This is a genomic window from Streptomyces sp. NPDC001889, from assembly GCF_053594535.1.
Genome location: NZ_JBSFER010000023.1, coordinates 114,577 through 133,389, shown reverse-complemented (window position 1 = coordinate 133,389; position 18,813 = coordinate 114,577). Strand labels below are relative to the sequence as shown.

The window sequence follows — 18,813 nt, the reverse complement described above, 5'->3', positions numbered from 1 at the left end:
GCTCCGCGGCCGTCCGCCGTGACCGTGCCGAACCGCCTCAGGAAGCCGGAGGCGGCGGCGGAGTGGTACCGCCGTCGTTCTTGTGCGCGATGCGGTCCAGTGCCTCCTTGGCCTTGCCGGTGCCGGACTCGATCTTGTCGCTGTACTTGCCCTTGGTCCGGGCGTCGACCGCGTGAGCGGCCTTGTCGAGGCCCTGCTCGATCTTGCCCCCGTGCTGCTGCGCCAGGTCGGTGACCTTGTCCTTGGCCGGGGCGAGCTTGGCCTTCAGGTTGTCCAAGAAGCCCATGGGGCACCTTTCCTCGTGGGACTACTGACGGGCGCCCTCGCCGGCCTCGCGGTCCGCCGCCTCCCCGGCCGACTGCTGCCGGGGAATCTCCACGCCCTCGGTCGCCGCGGCTTCCGCCCCCTCGGCCCGCTCGGCCTCGGGTGCCTCGGCCGCCGGGGACTTCGCCCGCGCGTCCTCGGACGCCTCGGTCCTGCTTGCGCTCCCGGCCCCGGGCTCCACCGCCACACTGTCGGCGGTCTTCTCCTGTGCCGGGACGTCCTTGGCACCCGTGGCTTCCTTGGACCTACGAAGGAACCGTGCAAAAACGCCCATATTTACTCCATAGCTTACTCGTGGGAGGGATGTTCCGCGCCGCCCGGAGCGCTTTGCCGCGGTATCGCCGGGGGCACCGGTCGGGAAACCGGCGTTCGGAACCTCGCAACAGGCAACGACCCCCCAGCCGTGCCGTCACTTCGCTCGTTCGGGGAGATCCCCCGGGGTTTGCGAGACTGGGGCGGTGAGAAGTGCAGCTCCCGCCCCGCGGGTCATCGCCGTCGTCGGCCCCACGGCGGCCGGAAAGTCCGATCTCGGCGTCTTCCTCGCCCGGCAACTGGGTGGTGAGGTCGTCAACGCCGACTCCATGCAGCTCTACCGGGGGATGGACATCGGCACCGCCAAGCTGACGCCGGGCGAGCGCGGCGGGATTCCCCACCACCTGCTCGACATCTGGAACGTCACCGAGGCGGCGAGTGTCGCCGAGTACCAGCGGCTCGCCCGGGCGGAGATCGACCGGCTGCTCGCCGAGGGCCGGACACCGGTCCTCGTGGGCGGCTCCGGGCTCTATGTGCGCGGTGCCATCGACGCCCTGGAGTTCCCCGGCACCGACCCCGCGATCCGCGCCCGGCTGGAGGAGGAGCTCACCGAACGGGGCCCCGGAGTCCTGCACGCCCGGCTCGCCGCCGCCGATCCCGAGGCCGGCCGGGCGATCCTCCCGGGCAACGGGCGCCGCATCGTCCGCGCCCTCGAGGTGATCGAGATCACCGGGAAGCCCTTCACGGCCAATCTCCCCGGCCACGACAGCGTCTACGACACCGTCCAGATCGGCGTCGATGTCGGCCGTCCCGAGCTGGACGAGCGCATCGCGCTCCGGGTGGACCGGATGTGGGAGGCCGGTTTCGTCGAGGAGGTCCGCGCTCTGGAGGCGCGGGGGTTGCGCGAGGGGCTCACGGCGTCACGCGCCCTCGGCTACCAGCAGATCCTCAGGGCGCTGGCGGGCGAGTGCACCGACCAGGAGGCTCGCGAGGAGACCGTGCGCGCCACCAAACGCTTCGCGCGCCGCCAGGATTCATGGTTCAGAAAAGACCCGCGGGTGCATTGGCTCAGTGGAGCCGTCGCCGACCGCGGGGAACTTCCCGGACAGGCGCTGGCGTTGATCGAACGAGCGGTTACAGCCTGATCACGTGATGGCATCGGGACGCCCTGCCCGTCATACAGGGGCCCCCGGCCGTGCCATCATCGAGCATCGATCGACTGTGAAGTCCGAGTTGGGAGGGCGCGTGGCGATGGAGGCCGGCCCTCACGACACAGACCAGCAGCATCGCGGCACGGCGCGCGGCGCCCCCGGTCTGAGTCCCGACGGACCCGACGACGAGGGGCTCATCGCCGACGAGGTCGAGGTGGAGCTGCGCCCGCCGCGCAGACTGCGCATCTGGCAGCTCGCCCCCATCGTGATGCTCGGCGCGCTCGGCTCCCTGATGTTCGGCTTCCCCCTCGCCTTCGGCACGGGCGGCGGTGCGGTGGTCGCGATGCTCGGACTGCTGATCAGCTGCTGTGCGGCGGGCTGGGGTGTGATGGCCGCCCGCCGGGTGGGCCACACCTGGCCGGGGCTGCCGGCCCGCGGCTCCGGCGAGCGGCCGGACTGGCGGGTCATGGCGCTGTACGTCGGAGTGGCCGCGCTGCTGGTGGCGCTCGCCGTCTGGCGCGTCGCCCGCCTCCGCTGAGCCGCCCGTCGCCGTCACCCGGGCGGCCTCCTCGCCCCCTGAGCGCGCCGGCCGCACCCGAATCGTCCGGGGCCCCGGCGCATCCGGACCACCAGGGGTCCGGGCAGGCGCACCCGCACCGCCACGACATTCCCCGCGCACCCGGGCCACCCGGCCACCACCCGGGCCCCCGCGCACCCGGGCCACCCGGCCACCACCCGGGCCCCGGGCTGCCCCTGGCCCTGGCCCCCGGGCCATCACCCGGGCCCCCCATTCCCTTTTGAGCCCCCCGGTCACCACCCGGCCCCCGCCCCGAGCCCCCGGCGTACGCGAAACGCCCGCGGTTCCGTGCGTACGGCTCAACCCCGCCCCCATAGAGCTTCGCTCGAATGGGTGATCCGTTTCACGCTCGGCGAGAGGCGGACTGCTCCACGTGGTGGGCTCGGTAGCATCAAGCACCGGCCCGGAGGGCACCCCTGCTCTTCCCACCGCCGGTCGAATGCCGCCCGGAGGTGCCCCCCATGAGTGCAGAGGCCGTCAACCCTGGCGCCCACAGCCGCAGGCGCGGCCGTCCCCGAATCGACCTCCGAAGGCTGGGCCGCGCGGCCCTCCTCGGACCCGCGGGCCGGGACCGTCTGCCCGACGCGATCGGACATGTGGCGGAAGCCCACCGGGCGCACCATCCCGACGCCGATCTCGCCATCCTGCACCAGGCGTACGTCCTCGCGGAGTCGTCCCACCGGGGACAGTTCCGCAAGAGCGGCGAGCCGTACATCACCCATCCTCTCGCCGTCACCCTGATCCTCGCCGAACTGGGCGCCGAGACCACCACCCTGACGGCCTCCCTGCTCCACGACACCGTCGAGGACACCGAGGTGACCCTCGACCAGGTGACGGCCGAGTTCGGCGCCGAGGTCGCCTATCTGGTGGACGGGGTCACCAAACTGGAGAAGGTCGACTACGGGGCCGCCGCCGAACCCGAGACCTTCCGCAAGATGCTCGTCGCCACCGGCAACGACGTCCGGGTGATGTCGATCAAGCTCGCCGACCGGCTGCACAACATGCGCACCCTGGGGGTGATGCGGCCCGAGAAGCAGGTCCGTATCGCCAAGGTCACCCACGAGGTCCTCATCCCGCTCGCCGAGCGGCTCGGCGTCCAGGCGCTCAAGACCGAACTGGAGGACCTCGTCTTCGCGATCCTCCACCCCGAGGAGTACGACCGCACCCGTGAGCTGATCGCGGCGAACGCCTCCGCCGGCGCCGCGCTCGACATCATGGCCGAGGGCTTCCGGGCCGTGCTCCGCGACGCGGGCATCACCGCCGAAGTCCTGATCAGGCCGCGCCACTTCGTCTCCGTCCACCGGGTCCGCGCCAAACGCGGCGAGATGCGCGGCACCGACTTCGGGCGGCTGCTCGTCCTCGTCGCCGAGGACGCCGACTGCTACGCCGTCCTCGGCGAGCTGCACACCTGCTTCACGCCGGTGATCTCCGAGTTCAAGGACTTCATCGCCGCCCCCAAGTTCAACCTCTACCAGTCGCTGCACACCGCCGTCGCGGGCCCCGGGGGAGCCGTCGCCGAAGTCCTCATCCGCACCCAGCAGATGCACAAGGTGGCCGAGGCCGGGGTGATCGCCCTCGGCAACCCGTACGTACCCGTGGAAGGCGCCGAGCCGGCGGACGGCGAGCGCGCCGACCCCACCCGTCCCGGCTGGCTCTCCCGGCTCCTGGAGTGGCAGCAGTCCACACCGGACTCCGATGCCTTCTGGACATCGCTGCGGGCCGATCTCGCACAGGACCGGGAGATCACCGTCTTCCGCGCCGACGGCGGCACCCTGGGCCTGCCGGCGGGCGCGAGCTGCGTCGACGCGGCGTACGCCCAGTACGGCGAACGGGCCCACGCCTGCATCGGAGCCCATGTCAACGGGCGCCTGGCGACGCTGAGCACGGTGCTGAGCGACGGCGACACCGTCCAGCTCCTGCTCGCGCGCGACGCCGACGACGCACCCGACGCGCCCCACGCACCCGCCGCACCCGGAGCGGAGACCGCGCCCGGCGCGCACAGGACGCCGGGGGCGCGGGACGCCCAGCGGCCCCCCGGCCCCCAGGACGCGGTCTCCGGTCCCGCGCCCGGCTGGCTCGACCACGCCCGCACCCCCGCCGCGCGCATCGCCATCACCGCCTGGCTGCAGGCCCACCCCGAGGAGACCCGGCCCGCCGCGACCGCGCCCCGCAGACCCGCGCCCGCGCCGCCCGACGCCGGCCTCCCCACCGCCGCCTGCGCCGTCGCCGGCCTGCCCGACGCGACCGTACGGCTCGCCGGATGCTGTACGCCGGTGCCGCCGGACGCGGTCACCGGCTTCGCCGTACGCGGCGGTGTGGTCACCGTCCACCGCGAGCAGTGCCCGGCCGTCTCCCGGATGAAAGCCCGGGAGCGGGCCCCCGTGGTGGTGCGCTGGGACGACGCGGCGGGCTGCCGGGTCACCCTCGTCGCCGAGTCCTTCGGCCGTCCCCGGCTGCTCGCCGACCTCACCGAGGTCATCGCGATCAAGGGCGCGGCCATTGTCTCGGCGACCGTGGAGCCCCCCAGCGAGCAGCGCGTACGCCACACCTACACCCTGCAACTCCCCGACGCGGCCGGGCTGCCCGCCCTGATGCGCGCCATGCGCGATGTGCCGGGGGTGTACGACGTGAGCCGCACCCAGCATCCGGCCGCCACCGGCTGATCTCGTTCGGGTGGTGCGACGCGCGCCGCCGCCACCGGCGCGGCGGGCACTGGTAGCGGTAGGGCATGCTGCCCGATTCCCCGCCCACCGGCACCCGGCGATCCCCGGCCGGGGCCACCCGGCGCCGGCTGCGCGCCGCGCTGCTGGCCGCCGCGTCCGCCACTCTGATCGCCGCCGCCCTGCCGCCGCCCGCCCCCGAGCCGCTCGGCATCGGGGACCCGCTCTTCCCGTACCTCGGCAACCCCGGATACGACGTGGTCGCCTACGACATCGCGTTCACCTACGGGGGCAGCAACACCACCCCGTTGCAGGCCGTCACCGCGATCGAGGCCCGCGCCACCGAACGGCTGGAGCGCATCAATCTCGACTTCAGCCACGGCACGGTCGGCGCCGTGCGGGTGAACGGCCTCCCCGCCGGGTTCGAGACCGTGGAGGAGGACCTCGTCGTCGAGCCCTTCCTGCCACTGGAGGCCGGCTCCCGGGTCAGGATCACCGTCGAGCACACCAGCGACCCGCGCGGCACCGGAGGCGGCTGGATCACCACCGGCGACGGACTCGCCATGGCGAACCAGGCCGACGCGGCCCACCGCGTCTTCCCCTCCAACGACCACCCGGCGGACAAGGCGTACTTCACCTTCCGGGTCACCGCCCCCAGCGAGCTGACGGCCGTCGCGAACGGCGTACGGATCGGCACCCGGCAGCAGGACTCCACCACCACCTGGACCTACCGCACCCGCCACCCCATGGCCACCGAACTCGCCCAGGTCTCCATCGGCACCTCCGCCGTCCCCACCCGCGAGGGCCCCGGCGGACTGCCCGTGCGCGATGTCGTCCCGGCGAAGGACGCCGCCCGGCTGGAGCCGTGGCTCAGGAAGACCCCGGACCAGCTCCGGTGGATGGAGGGCAAGGTCGGCCCCTATCCCTTCGAGAACTACGGGGTGCTGATCGCCGACGCCGCGACCGGCTACGAACTGGAGACGCAGACCCTCTCCCTCTTCGAGCGCCGCATCTTCACCAACAGCGCGTTCCCCGAGTGGTACGTCGACTCGATCATGGTCCATGAGCTGGCCCATCAGTGGTTCGGCAACAGCGTCTCCCCGCGCACCTGGTCCGATCTGTGGCTGAACGAGGGGCACGCCACCTGGTACGAGGCCCTGTACGCGGAGGAGAAGTCCGGGCACCTCATGGAGACCCGGCTGCGCGAGGCGTACCGCCGCTCCGACCAGTGGCGCGTCGACGGCGGCCCGCCGGCCGCGCCGAAGCCGCCGCGGCCCGGACAGAAGATCAGCCTCTTCCGGCCGGTGGTGTACGACGGCAGCGCACTGGTCCTGTACGCCCTCCGGCAGACGATCGGGACCGAGGCGTTCGAGCGCCTGGAGCGGGCCTGGGTCGCCGATCACCGGGACGGGACGGCGACCACCGCGGACTTCACCGCGCTCGCCGCCAGGATCGCCGAGCGCGACCTCACGGACTTCTTCGACGCGTGGCTGTACGGGACGCGCACACCGCCGATGCCCGGGCACCCGGAGTGGAGGAGCGCGGCACCGGTCGAGCCCGAGCCGCAGAAGACCCCGGCGGCCGGGGAGCCCGCGGAGGAATCCCCGGCGGAGGAATCCCCGGCCGAGGCCGGAGCCGGGAAGGAGCCAGCCGCCGTCGGCGCGTCCCCCGCGGAGGCTGCCGCGGGGGACGCGCCGGCTCCCGGAGCGGACTCCGCCACGGAGACAGCGGCCCGCCGCCCGCCCAGGGTCCCGGCCGGCTGACACCCGGCGCGCCCGGGAAACCGGGGTGACGGCCCCACGGGCTCCGTGGGACCATCGAACGTGTCGGCGACGCCACCGGGGCCGGTTTTTCCCAGCCGTGTCGGCGCGGGAATCATCCGGGCTCGTCACGCGTTGTGACTGACGCGGGCCGCACCGGATTCCTCCGGCACGGCCAGGACTGTCCCATCGACGTAAGGACCCAATGACCTCCTCTTCTTCCCCTTCCCAGGACGAGCAGAGCTTCGACGAGCAGCGCACGCAGAGCTCCGCGGACAGCCGCGCCGAGAGCCTCCGGGCCGATGCCCTGATGGAAGAGGACGTCGCCTGGAGCCACGAGATCGACGGAGACCGGGACGGCCAGCAGCTCGACCGGGCCGAGCGGGCCGCGCTGCGGCGGGTCGCCGGCCTCTCCACCGAGCTCGAGGACGTCACCGAAGTCGAGTACCGGCAGCTGCGCCTGGAGCGTGTGGTGCTGGTCGGCGTATGGACCTCGGGGACCGCGCAGGACGCGGAGAACAGCCTCGCCGAGCTCGCCGCACTGGCCGAGACCGCGGGCGCCATGGTGCTCGACGGCGTGATCCAGCGCCGCGACAAGCCCGACCCGGCCACCTACATCGGTTCCGGCAAGGCCCAGGAGCTGCGGGACATCGTCCTCGAATCCGGCGCGGACACCGTCGTCTGCGACGGTGAGCTGAGCCCCGGCCAGCTGATCCACCTGGAGGATGTCGTCAAGGTCAAGGTGGTCGACCGGACCGCCCTGATCCTCGACATCTTCGCCCAGCACGCCAAGTCCCGGGAGGGCAAGGCGCAGGTCGCCCTGGCCCAGATGCAGTACATGCTGCCCCGGCTGCGCGGCTGGGGCCAGTCGCTCTCCCGTCAGATGGGTGGCGGCGGCGGTGGCGGCATGGCCACCCGCGGTCCCGGTGAGACCAAGATCGAGACGGACCGCCGGCGCATCCGCGAGAAGATGGCGAAGATGCGCCGGGAGATCGCGGAGATGAAGACCGGCCGGGAGATCAAGCGGCAGGAGCGGCGGCGCCACAAGGTGCCCTCGGTCGCCATCGCGGGCTACACCAACGCCGGGAAGTCCTCTCTGCTCAACCGCCTCACCGGCGCCGGAGTCCTGGTGGAGAACGCGCTGTTCGCCACCCTGGACCCCACGGTCCGCAGGGCCGAGACCCCGGGCGGCCGCCTCTACACCCTGGCCGACACCGTCGGATTCGTCCGGCACCTTCCGCACCACCTGGTGGAGGCCTTCCGCTCCACCATGGAGGAGGTCGGGGACGCCGATCTGATCCTGCACGTGGTGGACGGATCGCACCCGGCGCCCGAGGAGCAACTGGCCGCCGTGCGCGAGGTCATCCGTGATGTCGGCGCGGTCGACGTGCCCGAGGTCGTGGTGATCAACAAGGCGGACGCGGCCGATCCGCTGGTCCTCCAGCGGCTGCTGCGCATCGAGCGGCACGCCATCGCCGTGTCGGCGCGGACCGGCGAGGGCGTCGCCGAACTGCTCGCCCTCATCGACGCGGAACTGCCCAGGCCCGAGGTCGAGATCGAAGCCCTCGTGCCGTACACCCAGGGCGGTCTGGTCTCCCGGGTGCACGCCGACGGCGAGGTGCTCTCCGAGGAGCACACCTCCGAGGGCACGCTTCTCAAGGCTCGGGTCCATGAGGAACTGGCGGCGGTGCTCGCGCCGTACGTCCCGGTCCCGAACTGACCCGGTGGCCGGAGCCGCTGACCCGGCGTCCGGCCCCGCACAGTGAGAACAGCGGCGGTGGCCGCTCCCCGTGAGGGGAGCGGCCACCGCCGCTGTCGTGCGCGGGCGCGGCGGCTCTCCGGGCCGAAGTGGTCCGGAGAGCTACTGCCCCGCGTGCTTGCCGCTGACCGCCTCGTAGACCGCTTCCGCCTCGGCGCCGAGCCGGGGTCCGGCCAGCCAGCCCGCCGCCACCGGGCCGATCGAGGTGTTGGAGACCAGCGCGCGGCGGCCGTCGCTGCCCTCGGCCACCCAGCCGCCTCCCGAGGAACCACCGGTCATGGTGCAGCCGATGCGGTACATCGTGGGCTCGTCCGCCTTCACCGACAGCCGCCCCGGCCGGTCCGGGCACTGGAACATCCGCTCGCCGTCGAAGGGCGCCGCCGCCGGGTAGCCGGTCGCCGTGATCTCCTGGATGTCCGCCACGGACGGAGCGTCGAACTCCACCGGAAGCGCCGAGCCGACCGTCTCCTCCAGCGAGGTGCCGCTGCCCTTCTCCGGGGTCACATGGATCACCGCGAAGTCGAAGGGCGCGCCCTTGCCACCGGACTTGGCACCGCGGTCGATCCACTGCTCGGAGGTCTTCACCCAGTCCGCCCACCAGACACCGTGCGGAGCCACCTCGTCCTTCGAGACGCTCTCCAGTTCGGCGCTCGGCCTCGCGCTGTCGTTGTACGACGGCACGAAGGCGATGTTCCGGTACCAGCCGCCCTGCTTGCCGGCATGGACACAGTGCCCGGCCGTCCACACCATGTTGGACCTGCCGGGGTTCGCCGGGTCCTGCACCACCGTCGCCGAACAGACCATCGATCCCTCGGGCCCGTCGAAGAAGACCTTGCCGGCCTCCGGGGCGCTCGTGCGGTACGGGGCGCTGACGGACCGCGCCTCGACGGGCGCCGGCACCGGGTCGGTGACGCCCTCGTCCCCGGAGATGTTCCGGTCGACCGGCTGGGCCGGGGGAGTCTCCGCCTCGCGCATCCGGTCCGGGTCCCACAGATCCTCGATGATCGGATTGACATAGTCCTGGGCCTCGCGGAGCCACTTGTCCTTGTCCCAGTCCCGCCACTCGCCATTGCGCCACTTGTCCAGGTCGATCCCGTGTTCCCTGAGCCGGTTCTTGAGCTCCTCCAGGTCCTCCGGGATGTTGATCCTGTCCTTGATGCCCGCGTCGCCCCCGTCGGCGGAGGCGTTCGGCTTGTCGCCCGTGCCGCCGTCGGTCGAACCGCAGCCGGTGGCGGTCAGCGCGAGTACGGCGGCGAAGGATGCCGCCACAAGGGCCGGGCGCATGGGTCGCATGTCGTGTTCCCCCTGGAACTTCGGATTTTCTCTGCTCGTGACCGCGAGGATGACGGAGCCGGGCCGTACCCGGAACCGCCGCGAACCCTACAAGGCGGCGCCGCCGCCCGAACGCGGCCCCCTGCCGGCCGTCGCCGAAGGGGACGGAACCCGCCGGGCCCCGGTTCCGCCGGGGCAAGGATCTTCGGGCAGCCCGTGATCCGAGGCTCATGGCGTCGTTGGTACACACGGGGACCAGGAGGGAGCACGGGAGGTGAGCCGCCCGCGGTTCGGCCCCGCCGGGCGGCCGGGACCGCACTCCCCGCCCGATACGAGCCGCGCCGAAGGCGGCGCGACCTGACCGCTGGAGGACCGACAGCCGTGGCCGTGACCCCATCCGCTTCCGCGTCGTCGGCCCTGCACGAGGGCATCCTGCGCCGGCAGTCACTGCGCGAGTCATCGGCCCGCACCTACGCCCGCTCCCTGCCCATCGTCCCGGTCAGAGCCCGCGGACTGACCATCGAGGGCGCGGACGGCCGTCGCTATCTCGACTGTCTCTCCGGCGCGGGCACCCTGGCCCTCGGCCACAACCACCCGGTGGTCCTCGAAGCCATCAGGAAGGTCATCGACTCCGGGGCGCCCCTGCACGTCCTCGATCTCGCCACCCCGGTCAAGGACGCCTTCACGACCGAGCTGTACGCCACGCTGCCCCCCGCCCTCGCCGACGACGCGCGCATCCAGTTCTGCGGCCCCGCCGGCACCGACGCCGTCGAGGCGGCGCTCACCCTGGTCCGCACGGCGACCGGCCGGAGCGGCCTGCTCGCGTTCACCGGGGCGTACCACGGCATGACGGCCGGAGCCCTCGACGCCTCCGGTGGAGCCACCGAGACCCGGGTCACCAGGCTGCCCTTCCCGCAGAGCTACCGCTGCCCCTTCGGGGTCGGCGGAGAGCGCGGCGAGGAACTGGGCGCCCGGTGGATCGAGAGCCTGCTCGACGACCCCGGGAGCGGAGTGCCCGACCCGGCGGCGATGCTCCTCGAACCCGTGCAGGGGGAGGGTGGGGTGCTTCCCGCTCCCGATCCCTGGATGCGCAGCATGCGGAGGATCACAGCGGACCGCTCCATCCCTCTGATCGCTGACGAGATCCAGACCGGCGTCGGGCGCACCGGCGCCTTCTGGGCCGTGGAGCACAGCGGGATCGTGCCCGATGTCATGGTCCTCTCCAAGGCCATCGGCGGTTCCCTCCCTCTCGCGGTGATCGTCTACCGTTCCGGACTCGACATCTGGCAGCCCGGAGCCCATGCCGGCACCTTCCGCGGCAACCAGCTCGCCATGGCCGCCGGGGCGGCCACCCTCGCCCATGTGCGGGAGAACCGGCTCGCCGACCGTGCCGGGACTCTCGGGGCCCGGATGCTGAGCAGCCTCCGGGACCTGGCCTCCGCCCACCCCTGCGTGGGGGATGTCCGGGGCCGGGGCCTGATGATCGGCGTCGAACTCGTCTCACCGGACCCGGACCGGGGCACGGACCCGGACCCGGCCCCTGGCACGGGCACCATCGCCGGCCGGGCGGCACCTCCCGCACCCGCGCTCGCCGCCGCCGTCCAGCGGGAGTGCCTGAGCCGAGGGCTCATCATCGAACTCGGGGGCCGCCACCGTGCCGTCGTACGTCTCCTGCCGCCGCTCACCCTCACCGACGAACAGGCCACGGCCGTCCTCGACCGCTTCGCCGACGCACTGGCGGCCGCGGAGCGCACCACCCGCCCGGGAGACCCCCGCAGCCGGTCCCACTGAACCGGCCCCAGCCAAGGAACCCCTCTCCGTGAACGCCAGCCCCGCACCCGAAGAGCCCGAAACCGTGGCACAGGACCCCCCGCCCGCCCCGGCGGTCCCCCGCCGGCGCGGCGGAATCGAGGATCACCACGCACCGGGCCCGGAGGCCCGGCACCCGGCCGCCGACCACCTCGACGACCCGGACCCCCACCGCGCCGCGGACCGGGCCACCGCCGAGAACCTGCTGCGCTGCTGGGTGCGGGAGAACGGCGTCCCGCGCCCGGACGGACCCGTGCTGCGCATCCCCCTCCACTCCGACGGCAGTGTGCTCCTCGCCCCCGTCCGCTACTGGTCGCCCACCGGATGGCACCGCTTCGCCCGGCCCGCCCTGGAGGAGAGCGCCGAGCCCCGCCGGGCGACCCCCGTCGACGCCGTCGCCCTCGCGGCCCTCCTCGCCCGGGAAGCGGGCCGAGCCGAGGCCCCCGACCTGGTGAACCGTGTCGCCGACTCCGTCAGCCGGACCGCCCTCTTCCTCACCGAGCGCCGGGCCCACCCCGCCCCCGCGTCCGGCGCTGACTCCTTCCTCGCCGCCGAACAGTCCCTGGTCCTCGGGCACCCGCTGCACCCCACACCCAAGAGCCGTGAAGGGCTCTCCGAGACCGAGACCCGGCTCTACTCACCCGAACTGCACGGCTCCTTCCCTCTGCACTGGATGGCCGTCGACCGGTCCGTCCTCGCCACCGACTCCGCCTGGACCGAACAGAACCGGCCACTGCCCGCCGAACGGCTCACCGCCCGTCTCTGCCCCGGCCTCCCCCTCCCCGACCACACCGTCGCCCTGCCCCTGCACCCCTGGCAGGCGGACGAACTCCGCCGCCGCCCCGCCGTCATCGACCTCCTCGGCGCCGGTCTCCTCCACGACCTCGGACCCCACGGCGAAGCCTGGCTCCCCACCTCCTCGGTCCGCACGGTGTACCGTCCCGGTGCCCCGGTCATGCTCAAGTTCTCCCTCGGACTCCACATCACCAACTCCCGCCGGGAGAACCTCCGCAAGGAACTCCACCGGGGTGTCGAGGTGCACCGGCTGCTGCGCTCCGGGCTCGCGCAGGAGTGGCACGCCGCCCATCCCCGCTTCGACATCGTCCGCGACCCCGCCTGGATCGCCGTCGACACCAGCCCCGCCGACACCATCCGCGGCCGGCCGGTCCCCGGACTCGATGTCGTCCTGCGCCACAACCCCTTCACCTCGGCCGACGACACCGTCTGTGTCGCGGGACTCGCCGCGCTCCGTCCCTGGCCCCGTGTGCCAGGGATGCGCTCACGGCTCGCCGCTCTGCTGACCCGGCTCACCGCCCGCACCGGCCGCCCGGCCGGTGCCGTGGCCACCGAGTGGTTCCGGCGCTACCTCGACCAGGTGATCCTCCCGGTGCTCTGGCTCGACGCCACCGCCGGGATCGCCCTCGAAGCGCACCAGCAGAACACCATGGTCGTCCTCGACTCGGAGGGCTGGCCCGCCGGAGGCCGGTACCGCGACAACCAGGGCTACTACTTCCGTGAGTCGCGCCGTGCGGAACTCGAACGCCGCCTCCCCGGTATCGGCTCCCACAGCGACACCTTCGTCCCCGACTCCGTCACCGATGAACGCTTCATCTACTACCTCGCCGTCAACAATGTCCTCGGGCTGATCGGTGCCCTCGGCTCACAGCACCTCGCGGATGAGGAGGCCCTCCTCGCGGCCTTCCGGCACTTCCTCGCCTCGGCCGCCGCTCTCGGCTCTTCCCTGCCCGCCCACCTCCTGGAGACGCCCACTCTCCGTGCCAAGGCCAATCTGCTCACCCGGGTCCACGGCCTCGACGAACTCGTCGGCCGCGTCGAGACCCAGTCCGTCTATGTCACGATCCCCAACCCCCTCCACTCCTGACCCCTTTTCCCGGCCGGCCGCCCCGCCACGTACCCCGGAGCCCGCCGCCCCCGGACGTGCCACCCCGACCCGACTGCGAGAGGAGCGCCCCTGTGCCTCCCACCGACGCGAGCTCCGGCGCCGCCGGACCAGGCCCCCGGCTCGCCGGGGCCGCCGGGGACCCGGCGGCCGAAGGAATCGATGACACCCTGGAGCTACGGCTCCCGGAGGAACTCCTCGCACTCTTCCGCACGGCGGAACACGACGACCGCACTCCCGGCCCCGATGCCGCCCCTCTGCTGGACAACCCCGGCACCTGGGGGCCGATCACCACATCCGAAGGGGTCTTCCAGCTCGTACCCGCTCGCGTCGACCGGGATCTGGCGCTGATCAGCCACTGGATGAACGACCCGGCCGTGGCCCCTTTCTGGGAGCTGTCGGGCCCCGAGGCGGTTGCCGAGGCACATCTGAGCGGTCTCCTCGGCGGCGACGGCCGCAGTGTTCCCTGTCTCGGCGTGCTCGATTCCGTCCCCATGAGCTACTTCGAGATCTACCGCGCCGATCTCGATCCCCTGGCGCGCCACTACCCCGCCCGCCCCCATGACACCGGCGTCCACGTCCTGATCGGCACGGTCGCCGACCGGGGCCGCGGAATCGGCTCCACCCTGCTCAGAGCCGTCGCCGATCTCGTGCTCGACCACCGGCCGCGGTGCTCCCGCGTGATCGCGGAGCCCGATCTGCGCAACACCCCCTCCGTCTCCGCCTTTCTCAGCGGAGGCTTCCGCTTCTCCTCGGAGACCGAGCTTCCCGGCAAGCGGGCCGCTCTGATGGTCCGCGACCGGGCCCTGCGGAACCTGCTGTGACCCGAGCCGCACTCTCTTCACGTACGGCGCCCGGGATTCGTTCCGGCGTGAGGGCCGCTCGGCCAGGGTTCCCCCGATCGGGTGAAGACGCCGGGGACGGGGCAGGCCGCGCCACCGCTCCGAGCTGATTCTGGCGGGATCGGATCGCAATGTCAGTGGCGAGCCGTAGGGTGGTCGGCCTATGACGAAGCCATCCCTCCCCGAACTCCTCCATGCCGCCGTCACCGCTGTCGGCGGCACGGAAAGGCCTGGTCAGATCGCCATGGCCGAAGCTGTCGCCTCGGCTGTCGACGACGGCTCGCACCTGCTGGTCCAGGCCGGCACCGGCACCGGAAAGTCCCTCGGCTATCTGGTGCCGTCGGTGGCGCACGGCGAGAGGGTCGTCATCGCCACGGCGACACTCGCGCTCCAGCGCCAGCTGGTCGAGCGCGATCTGCCCCGCACGGTCGACGCGCTGCACCCGCTGCTGCGCCGCCGCCCGGAGTTCGCGATGCTCAAGGGACGGTCCAACTACCTCTGTCTCCACCGGCTGCACGAAGGGGTGCCGCAGGAAGAGGAGGAGGGGCTCTTCGACCCCTTCGAGTCCGCCACACCGACCAGCAAGCTCGGCAAGGACCTGCTGCGCATGCGGGACTGGGCGGACGAGACGGAGACCGGCGACCGCGACGCGCTGACGCCGGGCGTCTCCGACCGTGCCTGGTCCCAGGTTTCCGTCTCCTCCCGGGAGTGCCTGGGGGCGTCGAAGTGCGCCTACGGCGCGGAGTGCTTCGCCGAGAGTGCCAGAGAGCGGGCCAAGCTCTCCGATGTGGTCGTCACCAACCACGCCCTGCTCGCCATCGACGCCATCGAGGGCGCCCCGGTCCTTCCGCCGCACGAGGTCCTGGTCATCGACGAGGCCCATGAGCTGGTCTCCCGGGTCACCGGAGCGGCCACGGGCGAGCTCACACCGGGCCAGGTCAACCGCGCTGTGCGCCGCGCCGCCCGGCTGGTCAACGAGAAGGCGGCGGACTCCCTCCAGACGGCATCGGAGACCTTCGAGCGGCTGATGGAGCTGGCCCTCCCGGGTCGGCTGGAGGAGATCCCCGAGGATCTCGGCTACGCCCTGATGGCGCTGCGTGACGCGACGCGCACGGTGATCTCGGCCCTCGGTTCCACCCGTGACAAGTCGGTCCAGGACGAGGACGCCGTCCGGAAGCAGGCCCTGGCCTCGGTGGAGAGCATCCACGACGTGGCCGAGCGCATCACCCAGGGCTCGGAGTACGACGTGGTCTGGTACGAGCGCCACGACCGGTTCGGAGCCTCGCTGCGGGTCGCGCCGATGAATGTCTCGGGGCTGCTGCGCGAGAAGCTGTTCACCGAGCGCTCGGTGGTGCTGACCTCGGCGACCCTCAAGCTCGGCGGCGATTTCAATGGTGTGGGGGCTTCGCTGGGGCTGTCCCCCGAAGGGACCGCGGGGGACGATGTCCCGCAGTGGAAGGGCCTCGACGTGGGCTCGCCCTTCGACTATCCGAAGCAGGGCATTCTCTATGTCGCCCGCCATCTGGCGACGCCGGGCCGCGAGGGCTCCCGGGGCGACATGATGGATGAGCTGGCGGAACTGGTGGAGGCGGCCGGCGGGCGCACGCTCGGGCTGTTCTCGTCGATGCGGGCCGCCCAGGCCGCGGCCGAGGAGCTGCGGGGCCGGCTCGGCCATCGCATTCTCCTCCAGGGCGAGGAGACGCTCGGGGAGCTGATCAAATCCTTCGCCGCGGACCCCGAGACCTGTCTTTTCGGCACGCTCTCGCTGTGGCAGGGGGTGGATGTGCCGGGGCCCAGCTGCCAGCTGGTGGTGATGGACCGCATTCCGTTCCCCCGGCCGGACGATCCTCTGATGAGCGCTCGGCAGAAGGCGGTGGAGGAGAACGGCGGCAATGGCTTCATGGCGGTGGCCGCGACCCATGCCGCCCTGCTGATGGCCCAGGGCGCGGGCCGGCTGGTCCGCGCCACCGGAGACCGGGGAGTGGTCGCGGTTCTCGATCCCCGGCTGGCGAACGCGCGGTACGGCAGCTTTCTGCGGGCGTCGCTGCCGGACTTCTGGTACACCACGGACCGGAACCAGGTGCGGCGCTCGCTGGCGGCCATCGACGGCGCCGCGAAGGCCGCGGGCGCCTAGGGAGTTTCTTTCGGATCGGGCCGGATCGGTGCTCGGGGTCCGGTGCCGTGGATCGCGAGGCGGAGGAGGGAGCCCACGCGGAGCGTCGGCGACTGACGACAACGCGGCGGGGCGCGGTGCCGGGGCTCGCGAGCCCGGCACGATCCGAAAGAGACGACCTAGACGGGGCGGGGCTCTGGAGGACATGGCAGGGCCCCGGAACCGGCGCAGTGGGTCCCGGGGCCCGGTCAGGGGCGGCGGATGCTTCACACCCGCCGCAATACCGCCACCACCTTGCCGAGGATGGTCGCCTCGTCACCGGGGATCGGCTGGTAGGCGGCATTGTGCGGGAGGAGCCACACATGACCGTTCTCCCGCTTGAAGCGCTTGACCGTGGCTTCGCCGTCCAGCATGGCGGCGACGATGTCGCCGTTCTCCGCGACGGGCTGACGGCGCACGGTCACCCAGTCGCCATCGCAGATGGCGGCCTCGATCATGGAGTCGCCGACGACCTTCAGGACGAACAGTTCGCCGTCACCGACGAGCTGGCGGGGGAGGGGGAAGACATCCTCCACCGATTCCTCGGCGAGGATCGGACCACCGGCGGCGATTCGGCCGACGAGCGGTACATAGGAGGCGGCGGGCTTTCCGCTGGTGTCGGTGGGCTGGGCGCTGGGCTGGTCGGAGCCCCGCACCTCATAGGCGCGGGGGCGGTGGGGGTCACGGCGCAGGAAGCCCTTGCGCTCCAGGGCCATCAGCTGGTGGGCGACGGACGAGGTGCTGGAGAGGCCGACGGCCTGGCCGATCTCCCGCATCGACGGGGGGTAGCCCCTGCGCTGCACGGAGTCGCGGATCACCTCGATGACACGCCGCTGCCGATCGGTGAGTCCGGAGCTGTCCGCCCTGATTCCTGGAGGTCGGCCGGGAAGTGAGCGCGCGGCCCTGGAGGGGTCGGCCCCTTCAGGGCTCGTGGCTGCGTCGGTCATGGCATGCATCGGCTCGAATCGGTTCTGGGAGCGGTCCTGGGCAGTGATGGCGGCACTGTCAGCGGTGGTGGTCACGTCGGCCCCTCTCGAATGGTCTCCCTAGCTGGACAACGGTAGTTGGTTTCGAAAGGTTGCGCCAAACACACGTTCGAGTGAAAAATTGCGGATTGACTTACGCGTACTGGTGATTCGGTGTATGCGTGAGTGCTTCCGGCGATCGCCCATGTGACCGGTCAATCACCCGGAACTCCGCCGGCCAATCACCCGGAACGTACCGACCGGTAATGCGCGCGGGGTGACCGCGCGGCGATTCCGTCGATAACGGTAGCCCTCCGCCCCGATTCGGAACGGCCGGGGGTGCGCCAGTCTCGCATCGCGGGGACCGGAATCCTGGAAGCCGGACCCGGAATGCCGGATGCCGCGCCCTTCCCGTACGCTCGTGGCCGACCCCGGACGCCCCCGCGCGCCGTCCGGCCGCGCCCTCGCGCCGCCGCCCCGCGCCGGCCCGGCCCCGTGGTGTCACCACCCGTGAGCCCTCTGCGATCGTCGCTCGTCATGCGACACGCGCCAGGGGGGTGAAACGCGGCCCAACCCCAGATGTAGTGGTTGGATTGTGCGTGTCGCCCAGAAGTTGTGGTCCCTGGTCTCTCAAGGTCATGGGCATCGCCTATGCTGGGGACTGCTTCGAAGGGCTTCGACGAGCCCGTCGAGGTGATTCAGTCGTGCCGAGAAGGAGGGTTGGGATACATGCACTGCCCCTTCTGCAGGCACCCCGACAGCCGGGTCGTCGACAGCCGTACCACCGACGACGGGACGTCGATCCGGCGCCGTCGCCAGTGCCCCGACTGCTCCCGCCGTTTCACCACGGTGGAGACCGCTTCCTTGATGGTCATCAAGCGCAGTGGTGTGACCGAGCCCTTCAGCCGCACCAAGGTCATTTCCGGGGTGCGCAAAGCGTGCCAGGGGCGGCCGGTGACCGAGGACGCACTCGCTCAGCTCGGCCAGCGGGTCGAGGAGGCGGTGCGTGCCACCGGGAGTGCCGAGCTGACCACGCACGATGTGGGGCTGGCCATACTCGGCCCGCTGCAGGAGCTCGACCTCGTCGCCTACCTGCGCTTCGCGTCCGTCTACCGGGCGTTCAATTCCCTTGAGGACTTCGAGGCGGCCATCGCGGAACTCCGCGAGCAACGGTCGCCCGCAGAGAACAACGGGACCGGAGGGACCCCCGTGGTCCCCGTTCCCAGCGCCGCCGCAGGCTGAGAGACACCGAGCGGAGCGGCTCGGCCCCACGCGACCGGACGACCGGTCGCCGGCGGGGCGGAAATCAGGATCTGCCGTGGGCGCCGACGCGCGCCCACGACACCACACCAGCACAGTGCTCCGGGAAGAACTCGGCACTTCACGATGT

General features: G+C 72.1%; 14 protein-coding genes. 10 read left to right on the top strand and 4 right to left on the bottom strand.

Features of this window, described 5'->3' with window-relative positions:
- Window positions 1-37: 37 nt before the first annotated feature.
- Together ACWCRA_RS26175 and ACWCRA_RS26170 are read right to left on the bottom strand one after the other, a co-directional pair.
- A complete protein-coding gene (locus ACWCRA_RS26175) occupies window positions 38-286 on the bottom strand; it encodes an antitoxin (protein WP_351543533.1) in 249 nt (82 codons plus the stop codon).
- A 21-nt stretch (window positions 287-307) separates the two neighbouring features.
- Window positions 308-505, bottom strand: coding sequence for a gliding motility protein (locus ACWCRA_RS26170; protein WP_451068745.1), 198 nt, complete (start codon window positions 503-505; stop codon window positions 308-310).
- 277 nt (window positions 506-782) lie between these two features.
- On the opposite strand from ACWCRA_RS26170, the gene miaA reads away from it, so the two are divergent.
- From miaA to hflX, 5 genes are all read left to right on the top strand, one after another.
- Window positions 783-1,721: a tRNA (adenosine(37)-N6)-dimethylallyltransferase MiaA gene (miaA, locus tag ACWCRA_RS26165; RefSeq protein ID WP_351543527.1), complete on the top strand. Its 939-nt coding sequence runs from the start codon at window positions 783-785 to the stop codon at window positions 1,719-1,721.
- A gap of 106 nt (window positions 1,722-1,827) precedes the next feature.
- Window positions 1,828-2,265: a hypothetical protein gene (locus tag ACWCRA_RS26160; protein WP_451068758.1), complete on the top strand. Its 438-nt coding sequence runs from the start codon at window positions 1,828-1,830 to the stop codon at window positions 2,263-2,265.
- Between the two features lie 500 nt (window positions 2,266-2,765).
- Entirely contained in the window at window positions 2,766-4,967 is a 2,202-nt protein-coding gene (locus tag ACWCRA_RS26155; protein WP_451068744.1) for a RelA/SpoT family protein, read from the top strand.
- 65 nt (window positions 4,968-5,032) lie between these two features.
- Complete coding sequence (locus ACWCRA_RS26150) at window positions 5,033-6,727, top strand: M1 family metallopeptidase (RefSeq protein ID WP_451068743.1); 1,695 nt, start codon at window positions 5,033-5,035, stop codon at window positions 6,725-6,727.
- A 202-nt stretch (window positions 6,728-6,929) separates the two neighbouring features.
- On the top strand, window positions 6,930-8,444 hold the full coding sequence (hflX, locus tag ACWCRA_RS26145; RefSeq protein WP_351543518.1) for a GTPase HflX: 1,515 nt from the start codon (window positions 6,930-6,932) through the stop codon (window positions 8,442-8,444).
- 141 nt (window positions 8,445-8,585) lie between these two features.
- Here hflX and ACWCRA_RS26140 read toward each other — a convergent pair whose 3' ends face one another.
- The gene (locus tag ACWCRA_RS26140) at window positions 8,586-9,776 is read right to left on the bottom strand and encodes a trypsin-like serine peptidase (RefSeq protein WP_351543516.1); all 1,191 of its coding nucleotides are present in this window, start codon (window positions 9,774-9,776) and stop codon (window positions 8,586-8,588) included.
- A gap of 360 nt (window positions 9,777-10,136) precedes the next feature.
- Between ACWCRA_RS26140 and ACWCRA_RS26135 the strand changes: the two genes are divergently transcribed.
- The 4 genes from ACWCRA_RS26135 to ACWCRA_RS26120 all read left to right on the top strand — a co-directional run bounded on the left by ACWCRA_RS26135 (window position 10,137) and on the right by ACWCRA_RS26120 (window position 16,440).
- Window positions 10,137-11,546, top strand: coding sequence for a diaminobutyrate--2-oxoglutarate transaminase family protein (locus ACWCRA_RS26135; RefSeq protein ID WP_451068742.1), 1,410 nt, complete (start codon window positions 10,137-10,139; stop codon window positions 11,544-11,546).
- A 28-nt stretch (window positions 11,547-11,574) separates the two neighbouring features.
- Entirely contained in the window at window positions 11,575-13,446 is a 1,872-nt protein-coding gene (locus ACWCRA_RS26130) for an IucA/IucC family protein (protein ID WP_451068741.1), read from the top strand.
- Window positions 13,447-13,538: 92 nt separating this feature from the next.
- Window positions 13,539-14,288 carry a GNAT family N-acetyltransferase gene (locus tag ACWCRA_RS26125; protein ID WP_451068740.1) on the top strand — a complete coding sequence of 250 codons (750 nt, stop codon included), beginning with the start codon at window positions 13,539-13,541 and terminating at the stop codon, window positions 14,286-14,288.
- A gap of 181 nt (window positions 14,289-14,469) precedes the next feature.
- A complete protein-coding gene (locus tag ACWCRA_RS26120; RefSeq protein ID WP_451068739.1) occupies window positions 14,470-16,440 on the top strand; it encodes an ATP-dependent DNA helicase in 1,971 nt (656 codons plus the stop codon).
- Window positions 16,441-16,685: 245 nt separating this feature from the next.
- On the opposite strand, the gene lexA is transcribed toward ACWCRA_RS26120, so the two are convergent.
- Complete coding sequence (gene lexA, locus ACWCRA_RS26115; RefSeq protein WP_351543507.1) at window positions 16,686-17,480, bottom strand: transcriptional repressor LexA; 795 nt, start codon at window positions 17,478-17,480, stop codon at window positions 16,686-16,688.
- Window positions 17,481-18,152: 672 nt separating this feature from the next.
- Between lexA and nrdR the strand changes: the two genes are divergently transcribed.
- Window positions 18,153-18,665 (top strand): transcriptional regulator NrdR, encoded by a 513-nt coding sequence (gene nrdR / locus ACWCRA_RS26110; protein ID WP_351543504.1) that lies wholly within the window; start codon window positions 18,153-18,155, stop codon window positions 18,663-18,665.
- Window positions 18,666-18,813: the final 148 nt, after the last annotated feature.

Coding starts and splice junctions, on each gene's coding strand:
- nrdR (WP_351543504.1), top strand. CDS start 18,153: ATGCACTGCCCCTTCTGCAGGCACCCCGACAGCCGGGTCGTCGACAGC.
- ACWCRA_RS26160 (WP_451068758.1), top strand. CDS start 1,828: ATGGAGGCCGGCCCTCACGACACAGACCAGCAGCATCGCGGCACGGCG.
- ACWCRA_RS26175 (WP_351543533.1), bottom strand. CDS start 286: ATGGGCTTCTTGGACAACCTGAAGGCCAAGCTCGCCCCGGCCAAGGAC.
- hflX (WP_351543518.1), top strand. CDS start 6,930: ATGACCTCCTCTTCTTCCCCTTCCCAGGACGAGCAGAGCTTCGACGAG.
- ACWCRA_RS26155 (WP_451068744.1), top strand. CDS start 2,766: ATGAGTGCAGAGGCCGTCAACCCTGGCGCCCACAGCCGCAGGCGCGGC.
- ACWCRA_RS26150 (WP_451068743.1), top strand. CDS start 5,033: ATGCTGCCCGATTCCCCGCCCACCGGCACCCGGCGATCCCCGGCCGGG.
- ACWCRA_RS26140 (WP_351543516.1), bottom strand. CDS start 9,776: ATGCGACCCATGCGCCCGGCCCTTGTGGCGGCATCCTTCGCCGCCGTA.
- ACWCRA_RS26120 (WP_451068739.1), top strand. CDS start 14,470: ATGACGAAGCCATCCCTCCCCGAACTCCTCCATGCCGCCGTCACCGCT.